Genomic DNA, 12,600 nt, shown 5'->3' with positions numbered 1-12,600 from the left:
TAGCGAGACAAACATGAAGAAATTATCAGTCGGTGCTCTGCACCGGCTGATTTTTTTTGCCAAATCTCAGCAGCACATGCCACAGCAATTTCAATTGTTGAGTCAGCTCGCTGGGTGAGCCCAGTTGAGTCCACTCAGGATCACCACAGGCAACTGACCGGGCGGCCGCTCCGATTAACCTGACATTCAGTACTCCGCCAGGTGCTACGCGGCGAGCCAATTGCGGCATACTCTTGCCTCGATAATCAGCGGGAACCTCTTCAATATTAAGTGTCAGAGATGGGGACCAGCTAAGGCTCAAATGATACTTTTCACAAAGTAAGCTGGCTGCTGCGCCGGTCTCTGTGCCCCGATAGCTGGCATCCAATACCAGCAGGTCGATATCCTTAAGCAGTGACACCTCACCGTGTACCTGTGCCTCAATATAGTGGTCCAGATTCGCGGAAACCGGCTTGCTCTGTGGCTCCGCCAGGGGTTTAAGTTCATTACATAACCAGTTAACCAGAGCAGGAGGCCTGAAATCCTCACACCCGAGACCATAGTCCCGCTCGAAGCACTCACTCATCAGCGCGGCAAATACCGGCTCAAAGCAGCTGGATGTCGCTCTTTCTTTGGGTTGACGGTAGGAATCCAAATAACAAAAGCTGCAGCGTTCAAGCAGTTCAGACTTACTGAGCAGATAAGCCGCACCAAATCTGGGAGCAGGACCATTGGCATGCAAGCCCAAATCCAGCGCGCCGTATTTTGGCCTCTGCTTAAGGGCAAGGCTGGGCTGATGAAAATAGGCCATCTCCCAGTGGTCCCTCTGACCGCCGATTTCCGGCGACAACAGGCCATTGGAGATATGGGTTTCAAATTGATTGCGGTAGCACCCATCACTCAGCATGCTATCAATGACAGTGATATTGCCCCGCACCAGGCGGTCAGGATGGAAATGCAGAGCGATACGTCCCCGGGAGATCAGATTATCCTGCGCCTGCCGAACAGCCGCAGCAGGGAGTGACGACATTAATGCAATGTTGTTGATCACATGCATGGCATCATCCCTGGCGCTCAAAGCAAGCTTATGAATATATTCAAGTCCTGTCATCTGCGCTCCCTCTTTACCCGAATTCAGTGTAACCCTGATTATCTGCCACGACCATGTTACTGCCCCGGGTTAACGGATATTGATTAGCCAAAACGCCGGGGATAAGGTAAGCTGCGCCCCCTCAGGCACCCTTTGCTGTTGATTCAGCAACCTGTCAGGGCCGCCGCCAACGACGATATTGGAACACCATGAGTTTTTCTTCTCTGGGGCTGTCGGCTCCAATCCTGAAAGCTGTAGCCGAACAGGGCTATGAAACCCCGTCTCCCATTCAGGCGCAGGCTATTCCCGCCGTCCTTACCGGCCGCGATGTGATGGCTGCAGCCCAAACGGGTACAGGTAAAACCGCAGGTTTCACTCTGCCATTGCTGGAAAAACTCAGTGGTGGCAAACGTCCGGCTGCAGGTCAGATCCGTGCGCTGATTATCACGCCAACCCGGGAGCTGGCGGCTCAGATCGATGACAATGTCACCGCCTATCGCAAATACCTGAAGCTGCGTAACACTGTGGTGTTTGGTGGTGTTTCCATCAACCCACAGATCACAGCACTGAAACGTGGCGTCGATATTCTAGTGGCGACACCGGGACGCCTGCTGGATCTGCACGCCCAGAAAGCTGTCTCCTTCGACTCGCTGGAAGTGCTGGTACTGGATGAAGCCGACCGTATGCTGGATATGGGCTTTATCCACGATATTCGCCGCATTCTTAAGGTGCTGCCGGCCAAGCGCCAGAACCTGATGTTCTCAGCCACCTTCAGTGAAGAGATCCGTGCGCTGGCCAAGGGGCTGATTCAGGATCCGGTCGAGATCTCAGTCACCCCGAGGAACACCACAGCACAAACCGTTGAGCAGTGGATCTACCCGGTAGAGAAGAGTCAGAAACCTGCCCTGCTGACAGAACTGATTAAGTCCAACGACTGGCGTCAGGTGCTGGTGTTTTCCCGCACCAAGCATGGTGCCAACCGTCTGGCCAAGTATCTGGACAGCAAAGATATCTCCTCTGTTGCCATTCACGGCAACAAGAGTCAGAACGCCCGTACCGCCGCCCTGGCCAACTTTAAGTCCGGGACAGTTAAAGTGATGGTCGCCACTGACATCGCCGCCCGCGGACTGGATATTGACCAGCTGCCACAGGTTGTGAACTTCGACCTTCCCAATGTCCCGGAAGATTATGTACACCGTATTGGTCGTACCGGTCGTGCCGGAGCTTCAGGCCAGGCTGTGTCACTGGTATGTGGCGAGGAAGTAAAGCAGCTCAGAGACATCGAGAAACTGATTGGTCGACATATCGACCGTAAAGAGGTGGATGGTTTCGTCCCGGCTCAGGCTTTGCCACAAACTCAACTGACGCAAAATGCGAAGTCCAATCAGGGCAACAGACAGGCCAATACGGGTAAGCCAGCTAACCGTAATCGTCGTGCTCAGGATAAAAAGGCCGACGACAGAGTACTGAGTCAATTGCAGGACGAAAACAAGTCCTCCAAGCCCAGATCGCAAAAGCCTCGTCAGGGCAATGAACAGGCCCGGCCAAAGGGTCATAAAAAGCCCCATGGCAAATCACCACAAGGCACTGGGGCGAGTCAAGGCCATCAACCAAAGCGCACTGAAAACAACCAGAAGTCAGGTGAAAACAAGCACAAACGCGGTGGCAACAAGGCCAACCAGGGTAATGGCAGCGATACTTCAGGTAACCGCCGTACTCAGGGCAAGCCGGGCAATCAGCAAAAGCAACAGGCTGATAAGAACCCTCAAGCCAGGCAGCCACGCCGTCAACATGACGGAGCCAAACAAGGTCAGCGCCGCCCACGTCGCTCAGCTCAAAACAGTGAGCAGAAGAAACCTCAGGAGTAATCCTGCCAGTTTACAGAAAGAAGCCCGCAATCGCGGGCTTCTTCATTTGGGTCCAGCAATGATTAGGGTCTGGGGATAAGTGTGACCTGAACCGGCGCATGGTCGCTGGACTCTTTCTCCATCACGCTTTCCGGTCCGAACATATGGCGGTCACAGACCCGAAACTCAGTCACATCCATGGTGCTGGAAGCGCTCCTGGGGTCAAACTCGGAAGACAACAAAATATAGTCGAGCACACTGCCCCTTCCGCCCCAGTAATGAGTAGGAGTTCGCTCTATCTCTCCGGCATGAAGTCGGTGCAAATTAAAACTGTCCCGCAGGCCAAACCTGTCCAGGCCGGGATCCCGCCGATCGGCCGCCTGAGTCAGCCAGGCATCGATATCATCATCCACATGCAACACATCGAGCACCGCCGCGCTTAACAGGTCATTAAAGTCACCAAGCAACGCCACAGGAAAGCCATCGCGACTGCGGCGGGCAATAATCTCATGCATAAGTACCGCAGCCTCGGCTCCCCTCATCAAGGCTGAGGAAGCGCGTCCCAGTTGTCTGGAGAGGGTGTGCAAAGTGGCATCATCAAGTTCAGATTCCAGCAGGTCTGTGTCCAGAGACGGACGTTTCGATTTCAGATGCACACAGTAGAAATCACAGGGTCCCATCAAGGGCATATCGATTCGGCACCACACAGGGCTGCGACTGAACTGAAAACCCGCATCAATACCCAACGCCCGGCTCACATCGCCAGAGGCAGCAGCCGGGCCACAATCAATCACGGGAAAACGGCTGGCGATAGCATTCACCGGACGGTTATAGATGTAATCCTGCAGCAGTCCGGGCTCCTCGACCACTTTCACCCATTTAAAACCCAGAGGCTCAAGCAGCAAAGTCAGCGCACCGGGGCTGAACACCTCCTGAAACGCAATAACATCGGGCTTGAGACGCTTGATATAACAGGCCAACCAGGCACATTTCGCCTGCCACTGAGCATGGGAATAGATGTTGTCTGACTCATAGCAAGCCAATGGCGGCTCGATGAAATTCAGCAAGTTAATGGTGGCAATTCGCAGCCCCTGGCTGCCCGTATCCAAGCTGGACATGTATACCTCAAACCTCTGTACTATCTAAAGCCTATACCCAATCCTCAGATTTGGCATCCCGCAGCGCGTCCAAAGCCCGTCAAAGTCGCTTTTACCGACCTCTTTTCCATAGCGTGACCTTGCGATTCGATCAGGTAAAACAACGGCAGAGATTGTTTGCCCCCATGGACGCCACCCGGTCAATGGCTTTTCTCAGCGGACACTGTCGATTACTCTGCTACCCGGCACAAAGCGTCGATATCCCCACTACACAGAATATCCATATGACTGGCCAGTTTTTCCTGGGACCAATCCCACCAGCGCAGCGCCAACAAAGCCGCAATCTGCTCATCTGTAAAACGCTTTCTCAATACTCTGTTATTGGCTACGACGATAGAATAGGGTTCCACATCTTTGCTGATCACTGCCCGCGAGCCGATAACAGCACCGTCGCCTATAGTCACTCCCGGCATAATCATCGCCTCTGAACCAATCCAGACATCATTGCCAATAACGGTATCGCCTGCGCGCTGGAAGCCTGACTTCACCTTGTCACCAAACTCAGTCGGATTGAAAGGAAAGGTGGAGATCCAATCCAACCTGTGGCCCTGATTACCAGCCAGCATAAAGGTAGCGCCGGATGCGATGGAGCAGAACTTACCTATGATCAGCTTATCCACTTCGCCATAAATCCCGGCCTCCCATACATCAGCGATCACCCTGTCGCCCAGCAGATAGCGGACACACTGCTCTTCAAAGGAGTTCTCATGGTAGAAACCTGAGTAATAGCTGTAGTCTCCCACTTCAATATTGGGATGAGAGACATGATCTTTAAGCCGCTGAGAGGTAAGCCAGTCAGGAAATATCGAGGAGGTCATAATTGTTTTACTTTGATAAACACTGGGATATTGTCTCTCAGCAAAGAAAATGGCGCCAGCATCAAACTTTTTTGAACTATTTTCCCCACTGTGCGGGTCTGATTATCTGTTCATCATTTACATTCATGGAGGAAGGCTGACTTCACCTGCCCAGACACAGTGTGGACCGGTCTGACGTACCCCTTGCCTTTATGGAATTTTGCAGCAGGCTATTGAATGTGCGGCACACTCCGGCAGCAGGAGCGTGCCGCTTTTTTTACAGAATCGTCAGTATCTGTTCGAGGGACTTTTTGTTGACCGCGTGCTCAGGGATGGTGGCATCATCGGCAGGATAGCCGGCAATCAACAGCATAAAGGGACGCTCTGTTTCTTTATCACGACCACAAATATCGGTAAGAAAACTCATGGGTTTTGGCGTATGAGTCAGGGTCGCCAGGCCGGCATGGTGCAGTGCCTGAATAAGAAACCCGGTGGCAATGCCTACAGACTCATGCACATAGTAGTTGGTCGTCTGACCATCCTCCTCCTGACCGCCCCTCTTTTGGCTGAAAATAGCGATCAACCAGGGAGCATGTTCCAGGTAAGGCTTATTGGCATTGGTGCCTAAAGGCTTAAGCGCATCCAACCACTCTTCGCCGGCTCTGCCTGAATAGAACGCCTGTTCCAGGGCTTCAGCTTCTTTACGGATTTGCGCCTTAATGTCGGCACTTTCAATCGCGACAAAGTGCCAGGGCTGATGGTTGGCTCCATTGGGCGCGGTCCCGGCAGCCAGAATACACTGCTCAATGATCTCTTTTGGGACCGGCTTGTCAGAAAACTTGCGGATTGAGTGGCGGCGTTTCACCTCGGCATAATTTGCCTGTGCCCGTTTTAACATCTCATCCTGAGGGTATTCGATAAAGTCATTCAGTGGGTGGTGCGCCTCTGTCATCTTGCTTCTCCTTGTGCAAACTGTCCTCACGCTACCAGACCGGCACAGACTTGTCAGTCATCTCCCTGCCGCACAAATTTAATGTAACTTCTAGACAAACGTATTAGCCACGAAATTCAAATAAGAAAAACCTACTATTCATACGGATAGAAAAATTCAAACTTAGTTTAAAACAAACGTAAGCATGAATTCAGGTATATCAAGGCAGTAACCACAGGCGGGGACTTGTAACACGTTATTTTCGCCACTAGCTTAGAGCCCGTTGTCAGGAACAACCCCATACCAAAAACAGGGAACACACCATGAAGAAATACCTGCTTCTGGGAGTGTTAGCAGTCGCTCCCCTGACCCAAGCAGCAACCGGCGTTGCCTTTGTCCACGGGACAGGCAATCAGACGGATGCACTCCATGATTACTGGACCACAGACTTTGTAAACTCAGTCAGACAAGGCCTGCCCAACGCCAGTAAGTACACAGTCATCAACTGTGACTTTGACCAATACATGTGGACCGACCAAGCCGCTGGTTGCCTTGCCGGTCAGCTGCAGCAGTTTATCGCCAACGAATCCATCGACTCATTAACTCTGGTGACCCATTCCAACGGCGGCAATGTGGTGCGCTGGATTATGTCCAACCCCACCTGGGATGCCAGATATCCGAATATCATCAACACCACAGACAATATTATCGCACTGGCACCATCCAGTGGCGGCACACCGCTGGCCGATGCGGTAGTCAATGGCAATGTATTTGAACAAATTCTGGGGTGGCTGCTTGGTTATGCCAGCGACGCAGTAAAGCAGCAGCAGGTCAGCTGGATGAGCTACTACAACAGCACCTGGCTACACGGTACCTCAGGTCGCCCGGCTCTGGCTGTTAACTTTGAAACCGTTGTTGGCTCAGATGTGGACTCAGCAATCTGGGACGGTGACAGCTATTGTGGTGGCTACACCAATCAGGTCGCCCTTGAAACCACACAGAACTGGCTGGACAGCTGCTCCGATGGTTTCCTCAACTGCTCCTCTCAAAGTGCGGCAGGCTCTGTGTGGTTTGTAGACAAGCAAAAAACCCGTGGCAGTGAGCCTTTAAGCCACCAGCAAAGTCGCCGGGATTGCTTCTATCTCGACCGTTTCATCCGTGACCGTCTATAGGAGCCGCCCAATGAAAAACTTAAAACTTCTGGCGCTGCCGGTACTGACCCTGAGTCTGTCTGCTGCGGCCGCCGATAACCTGATTTCACTTGATCCCATAGAAGCCAGGCTGACGGCTGATCCCGTCGCCCTGAAACCGCTGCCCGTCAGCAAACCGGCAGAACTGACCGCGCCATCGGGCGAAGGAGTTAACCAACGCCGTGAAACCGTCAGCTTTGTGACCCCGTTAAGCGGCCAGTATCAAGCCCCTGTGATTGCATCTGAGCACACCAGTGTCAGTGATGAATATTGGCGTCGGGTAACAGGTAAAGAGCTCAATCGGGGAATTGATTTAAACGTCAGCCAAAGTGGCAGCCTTATCCGGCTTGCGGCCAGAGTTGATAACAGCAACGGTGCACCAATGCAGGCTGACAGTATTGCCCCGGCAGATATTCAGTTGGAGTTACCTGGCAGTAAGCTGCAGCCCCAGAGATTGATCCGCAGTCAGGCAGACAGCCAGGCGCTGGCCACCGCAGGACTGGCAGACAACTCCAGCGCCCTGCTGATGTCACGCTCTGCACCGCCGGGGCAGTATAAACTCAAGGTAAAGTCAGGACTGAATCCCAATGCTCAGTATCTGGTTAACGTCAAAGAGAAAGGCTCCCCCTATACTCTGAGTCTGACCACCCCAACCTCCCTGGCGACCGGCTCTCAGATGAACTTCTCCCTAAAATTGAACAAGGCTTCAAAAGCACTGAAACCAACTGCGTTTATCCGCCACGGGGATGGCACGGAAACCAGGGTAGCGCTGTCATCGGCAAAAGGTTTCTGGCAAGCCAAAAATATTCAGCAATCCGATGAAGTGACACCAGGCCTGAGCGAGCTGCATATTCAGGTCGAGACACAGGTCGATGGCAAACCGGTAACACGCAGTGTTAAATCCGCCTTTAAGTCCTACGTCAACTCAGCCAGACTGGGCGCAATGGGTAAAACTCAGTGGCACAAAAAACTGCCCGAAATGGTCAGTTTTCCCATCGAAGTCGCCGATGAGGGCCGGTTCCAGCTGGGAGCTGTGCTGACCGGTATTGGCAGTAATGGTCGCGAATATCAGATCCTGAAAACTGAAGTAGCAGGCTGGGTATCTGCCAGCGCGCCGGTACTTGAGTTACCTTTGGATGCAGACCTGGTACGCAAAAGTGGACTTAAGCCGCCATACCGACTCAGAGCGATTGAGCTCAAGGATCAGGGCCAGATGGCCAGACTCAGTCTGAGCGACTCTCCCCTGTCTCTGAGGTAACCTCTGCCGAACTGTGCTGCTGCGGCCAATTCTGCGCAGCATCACAGTTTTTTCCAATCTTCCCCACCCGACCGCAACCATCCGGCCACTCTGTCCAATCAGGGACAAAGCAACCAAAACCACGGACAATTTGTCCGTACCCCGTTGTTACTTTATAAGTTTTCTGGATTTTACAGCGGTTTGACTGTGATCAACCTGGGAAAGCTCAAATTTACAACGATATCCCGCTTTTCATCTCTATACACTCACGCGAATTTACATAGCCAGAGATAGAACCAAATGTTTCGCAAAACACTTCTGGGTACCCTAATCGCAAGCACTTTTCCTGTTATGGCAGCCCAGCCCGGCATGCTGGATGTTCAGGAAGTGATTGTGGTTCACGGCACCAAACCCACTGCACAACAGCTTTCAGCCTCCATGATCTCCCTGAGCGGTGACGAACTGGAACGTAAAGGCTTCAACAACCTTGCCCACGCCCTTGAAGAAGTTCCTGGTATCAATGTTCGCTTTGGTGGCAAAGGCGTTCCGCAAATTGACATCCGCGGCTACAAGTCCCGCCATGTCACCTTCCTGCTCAATGGCGTTCCGATGAATGATCCATACGAGAGCCAGTTTGATCCTCAACTGGTACCGGTAGAACAGATCCAGGAAGTGCAGATCACTGTAGGTGGCAGCGCATCTCTGCTCTATGGCAGCGGTGCCAATGGTGGTGTGATTAACGTGATTACCAAGCAGGGCGCGGACTTGGAAGGCGCAGCTGTGCAGGCTGGTTTTGGCAACGATGACAGCTATAAAGCATCGGTTTCTGCCGGTGGGGCCAGCGGTAACATTGATTTCTTTGGTAACTATGTCTTTAACCAGCGTGATGATTTCGCCCTGAGCAGCGACTTTATGGCTGAAGGTCACCAGCAGCGCGGACAACGCACCAACAGTGACGCCCGCGACCACTCAGTACTGGGCTCTCTGGGCTGGCAAGTCAATGAAGAGACCCGCCTGGGGCTTAACCTGAACTATCGACAGGCTGAATGGGGTGTTCCGGACAGAACCACTGCAAGTAACCCCAAGTTTGACCGACTCGATGACATGGATAACTACAGCGTCCAGGGGACTGCCGCGCACCAGCTTAACGAGCATAACGCCTTGCGTGGTTTTGTGTACTACACCCGTGACGAACGGATGTGGAACAGCTATGAGGATGAAAACTTCGACTCTCTCGACAGCCAGCAGCACGCTATTACGGACGGCCTGGGTGCGAATCTGCAATGGGTACTGTCCAACGATAATCATATGCTGACCACCTCTCTGGGTGCTCGCAGCAACAGCTGGGAATCCGAGGATATCAGCTTTGCCAAGCCAAAGGCCGGCGGTAATGGTGGTGGTTCAGGTGGTGGTACTGGCGGCTCAGGTGGTGGTACTGGTGGCAACCAAACCGGTCCGGTTTATCTGGATGAAACCATTAACCAGCAAGATCTGGTTCTTGAATACCAATATCAGAGCGACCGTGGTTACGGTGCGACGCTGAGTGGCGCATTATATTACAGTGATATCGATTCAGAGCTGCATGAAGCAGCACTGGCCTCCGCCTACTGGCAGCTCAGCGACAACAGCCGGGTGTTTGCATCCGCAGCCAAGCGTGTTCGCTATCCTGACCTGCGCCAGCTCTATGAAGCGGGCTCTGGTAATGCAGATCTACAGCCTGAAACCTCCTGGCACTATGAAATTGGCCTGGTGCAGTACATAGATCTGTTGGAGCTGAACCTCACCGCCTACACCAGCGATATCGATAACTACATTGAGAAAGTTGCGGTAGAGATTAATGGGGAAGAGGTAGATAAGCACCTGAACTTTGATAAATACCGTTTCAGCGGTATTGATACCAGTGTTCGTTACCCGGTCACAGAGTGGTTGGAAATGGGCGTAGCCTATAGCTATCTGGATGCAGAGAACCTGGGTGCCGACAGCGAGCGTGAGCAGCTGCAGGGCCGTCCAAAGCACACTTATAAGGCTGATGTCCGCATCGACCTGCCAATGGATATTATGCTGTTTGTCGATGCAGAGCATGCTCGCGACAGCGTTCAGTATCAGGGTAAGCAGGAGAAACGCATTGAGCTGGATAATTACACGGTAGTCAACCTGGGCCTGACTCAGAAACTCCCGATTGATGGCCTGTCCTGGCAGCTGAAGTTCAATAATCTGCTGGATGAAAACTACGCCCAATCAGAAGGCCTGCCAAGAGCCGGTCGCGAATGGATGCTGTCGGTTAACTACAGCCTCTGATAGCCAAGACAACAAAGGCGGTGATAACAATCACCGCCTTTCTTATATCTGCGTCAGGCTAAAGCCTACAAACCCACTTTCTTGTAGCGGCTCCACACCACTATGTTGCCCATCCGGGGCACAATCCATATCGCACTGGCGTTGTTCTGATACAGGCGATAGAAGGTCAGCTCATCGTCCTGAATATCGTCTTTGCGGATATTGCGGAAGAAGTAGGCCGCAGAGGTGTTGATCTTCTCAGGGTTATACAGGTTTTTACACTTCACCTTGATATTGAACACATCCACATTCCAGTGGCCAATTTCAGCCTTGTGCTGCACAAAATCACCGCGGAAAGTGTACTTGATAGGTGCTGTCAAACAGTCCTGATCCGTCAGGCAGGAGGAGAAGTAGAAGCTGCCTGAGTTATCGTCGTCGTACACCAGCGACATATTCAGGTCATAGCGCTCCAACAGCTTGTTGGCCACAGGGAAGTACACATCCGCCTGATAGTTGTGCTCATTAAAGTCTGACTTTTTACACATACCCTCAGGGATAGTGATGCGGTTATAACGAACCCGCTTCTCCATTTTCTGCATCAGAGGGAGAAACTCAGTCATATGCAAACCGGCGGGCTGATCATCCACAGCCACAATATTCATCAGTCGACTGCCATCACAGTTGCGATAATCACCGGTGGGACAGATAGCCATTGAGTAAGCATTGTCATCGGCCAGGGCAAAGGCACTGAATTCAGACATATTGGGGATCTGATTACTCTCAGGGGCGATATGCTTCTGCCAGCGCCAGGGTGCAGGTCGGATGGTACCTTTCGGGTAAAACAGCTCAGCTTCCCCCTCTACGCCACCAATATTCAAGGGGATCTCATCTTCGTGCTTCCACTCCAGCCCTTTATTCTGGGTCAGCCAGTAGCCCACACAGATAGTCGCCAACAACACCGTCGCCAGCAGCACATAAAGTCTGGCCCGGGTTTTCGGTTGGGCAACCGTCTCGACATCTGACTGAGTGGCAGGCTCATCCTCCTCAATCTGCAACTGATAGCCCATACGCGCCAGGGTATGCAGTTTGATTTCAGGGTAAGCAGACAGCTTTTTACGCAGGGTGGAGATGCACTGGGTCAGCGACGTGGGAGCGACAACGCGGTCAGGCCAGCCCGCAGCCAGCAAAGTGTCTTTATCCAGCACCTGCTCATGGTGTTTCAGCAGGGCCGCCAATACAGCAGTTTCGGAAAAGGTCAGTACAACCTGTTCCTGAGTACGGAGATCCGTCAGCAGATGTTCGGCTTCATCCAGAACAAGATAAGAGGTGACTTTCAAGATACTACCTGTCCAGGGTTAACAAGGTGAAAGGGGTCGGCAGAAACCACAAGCTTGATTTTGCAGCAGTTTACCCTCTGCCATCAGGGTTTCAAAGCAATCCGGGGAATCACATTCTCAAAATTTGATATTTGGCAGAATATGAATAAGGAGTGCCTTGATTACCCCGCAATCCCGAGATTACAGATGACACAAAGGCCGTCTTTCGCGGCCTTTGTTGGAGCATGTGGAATCCAGCATTATTGGGAGCCAGCCAACAGCTCCAGGGTGATCTCTTCAAAATCCAGCACCCGACCGCCGTATTCATTGGCGAACTTCTCGGCCGCTTCCAGTGAGCTGAATGGTGCAACCGCCGGGCCCATGACAGCTTTCTTGCTGGTGCCATAAACATAATAAGCTGTTTTAGCATCAATAAAGTGACTGTCCGATGGCGATTCCCAATCAGTCGCAGCGGCGTCATGCACATACATGGCGGTGATCTGACGCTGATTCTCTGTCTGCAGGGCAAAGTTGAACATATCCCGACTGGAGCAGAACTTGGGTACAGATTCGGTACCTTTCAGGAACAATTGGCCTTTAGGACCGGGATACTTGGTGATCATCATGCCGCAGATATGGCACCTGTCGTGGTCATCAATGGCCACAGGAGCTGCGGCTGCGTTGGCGGCATCCCCCTCATTACAGGCAAACAACAGCGGGAACATTGCCAGAGGAAACAGCTTTTTCATAGGCTTGAAAGGACCTTTTCGTCAGTAGGT

At 52.4% G+C, this 12,600-nt stretch carries 10 protein-coding genes; 4 read left to right on the top strand and 6 right to left on the bottom strand.

Annotation, left to right across the window (positions count from 1 at the left end):
- Positions 1 to 25 precede the first annotated feature (25 nt).
- The gene (locus ACFOE0_RS03140) at positions 26 to 1,090 is read right to left on the bottom strand and encodes a DUF3626 domain-containing protein (RefSeq protein WP_248935498.1); all 1,065 of its coding nucleotides are present in this window, start codon (positions 1,088 to 1,090) and stop codon (positions 26 to 28) included.
- Between the two features lie 188 nt (positions 1,091 to 1,278).
- On the opposite strand from ACFOE0_RS03140, the gene ACFOE0_RS03135 reads away from it, so the two are divergent.
- Entirely contained in the window at positions 1,279 to 2,937 is a 1,659-nt protein-coding gene (locus ACFOE0_RS03135; protein WP_248935499.1) for a DEAD/DEAH box helicase, read from the top strand.
- Positions 2,938 to 2,999: 62 nt separating this feature from the next.
- Here the strand turns inward: ACFOE0_RS03135 and ACFOE0_RS03130 are convergent, their stop codons facing one another.
- The 3 genes from ACFOE0_RS03130 to ACFOE0_RS03120 form a co-directional block, all read right to left on the bottom strand.
- Positions 3,000 to 4,034, bottom strand: coding sequence for an endonuclease/exonuclease/phosphatase family protein (locus ACFOE0_RS03130; protein ID WP_248935500.1), 1,035 nt, complete (start codon positions 4,032 to 4,034; stop codon positions 3,000 to 3,002).
- Between the two features lie 209 nt (positions 4,035 to 4,243).
- Positions 4,244 to 4,891, bottom strand: a complete 648-nt coding sequence (locus tag ACFOE0_RS03125; RefSeq protein ID WP_248935501.1) for a CatB-related O-acetyltransferase — start codon at positions 4,889 to 4,891, stop codon at positions 4,244 to 4,246.
- Positions 4,892 to 5,147: 256 nt separating this feature from the next.
- Positions 5,148 to 5,822, bottom strand: a complete 675-nt coding sequence (locus ACFOE0_RS03120) for a nitroreductase family protein (RefSeq protein WP_248935502.1) — start codon at positions 5,820 to 5,822, stop codon at positions 5,148 to 5,150.
- 302 nt (positions 5,823 to 6,124) lie between these two features.
- Here ACFOE0_RS03120 and ACFOE0_RS03115 point away from each other — a divergent pair, with 302 nt between their 5' ends.
- From ACFOE0_RS03115 to ACFOE0_RS03105, 3 genes are all read left to right on the top strand, one after another.
- On the top strand, positions 6,125 to 6,973 hold the full coding sequence (locus ACFOE0_RS03115; protein WP_248935503.1) for a hypothetical protein: 849 nt from the start codon (positions 6,125 to 6,127) through the stop codon (positions 6,971 to 6,973).
- A 10-nt stretch (positions 6,974 to 6,983) separates the two neighbouring features.
- Positions 6,984 to 8,249, top strand: a complete 1,266-nt coding sequence (locus ACFOE0_RS03110) for a DUF4785 domain-containing protein (protein WP_248935504.1) — start codon at positions 6,984 to 6,986, stop codon at positions 8,247 to 8,249.
- 330 nt (positions 8,250 to 8,579) lie between these two features.
- Positions 8,580 to 10,526, top strand: coding sequence for a TonB-dependent receptor plug domain-containing protein (locus tag ACFOE0_RS03105; protein WP_248935505.1), 1,947 nt, complete (start codon positions 8,580 to 8,582; stop codon positions 10,524 to 10,526).
- A gap of 65 nt (positions 10,527 to 10,591) precedes the next feature.
- On the opposite strand, the gene ACFOE0_RS03100 is transcribed toward ACFOE0_RS03105, so the two are convergent.
- Both ACFOE0_RS03100 and ACFOE0_RS03095 read right to left on the bottom strand, forming a co-directional pair.
- Positions 10,592 to 11,842 (bottom strand): winged helix-turn-helix domain-containing protein, encoded by a 1,251-nt coding sequence (locus ACFOE0_RS03100; protein ID WP_248935506.1) that lies wholly within the window; start codon positions 11,840 to 11,842, stop codon positions 10,592 to 10,594.
- A 239-nt stretch (positions 11,843 to 12,081) separates the two neighbouring features.
- A complete protein-coding gene (locus ACFOE0_RS03095) occupies positions 12,082 to 12,570 on the bottom strand; it encodes a nitrous oxide reductase accessory protein NosL (protein ID WP_115136336.1) in 489 nt (162 codons plus the stop codon).
- Positions 12,571 to 12,600: the final 30 nt, after the last annotated feature.

The sequence above is a fragment of the Shewanella submarina genome (assembly GCF_042646185.1).
GTDB classification, from domain to species: Bacteria; Pseudomonadota; Gammaproteobacteria; order Enterobacterales; family Shewanellaceae; genus Shewanella; species Shewanella corallii.
Note: the sequence above shows the minus strand (reverse complement) of the source record. Positions and strands in the feature narration are given on the sequence as shown.

Excerpts from the sequence above, each read along its gene's own strand:
- ACFOE0_RS03140 (WP_248935498.1), bottom strand. The coding sequence starts at position 1,090 with ATGACAGGACTTGAATATATTCATAAGCTTGCTTTGAGCGCCAGGGAT.
- ACFOE0_RS03135 (WP_248935499.1), top strand. The coding sequence starts at position 1,279 with ATGAGTTTTTCTTCTCTGGGGCTGTCGGCTCCAATCCTGAAAGCTGTA.
- ACFOE0_RS03130 (WP_248935500.1), bottom strand. The coding sequence starts at position 4,034 with ATGTCCAGCTTGGATACGGGCAGCCAGGGGCTGCGAATTGCCACCATT.
- ACFOE0_RS03125 (WP_248935501.1), bottom strand. The coding sequence starts at position 4,891 with ATGACCTCCTCGATATTTCCTGACTGGCTTACCTCTCAGCGGCTTAAA.
- ACFOE0_RS03120 (WP_248935502.1), bottom strand. The coding sequence starts at position 5,822 with ATGACAGAGGCGCACCACCCACTGAATGACTTTATCGAATACCCTCAG.
- ACFOE0_RS03115 (WP_248935503.1), top strand. The coding sequence starts at position 6,125 with ATGAAGAAATACCTGCTTCTGGGAGTGTTAGCAGTCGCTCCCCTGACC.
- ACFOE0_RS03110 (WP_248935504.1), top strand. The coding sequence starts at position 6,984 with ATGAAAAACTTAAAACTTCTGGCGCTGCCGGTACTGACCCTGAGTCTG.
- ACFOE0_RS03105 (WP_248935505.1), top strand. The coding sequence starts at position 8,580 with ATGGCAGCCCAGCCCGGCATGCTGGATGTTCAGGAAGTGATTGTGGTT.
- ACFOE0_RS03095 (WP_115136336.1), bottom strand. The coding sequence starts at position 12,570 with ATGAAAAAGCTGTTTCCTCTGGCAATGTTCCCGCTGTTGTTTGCCTGT.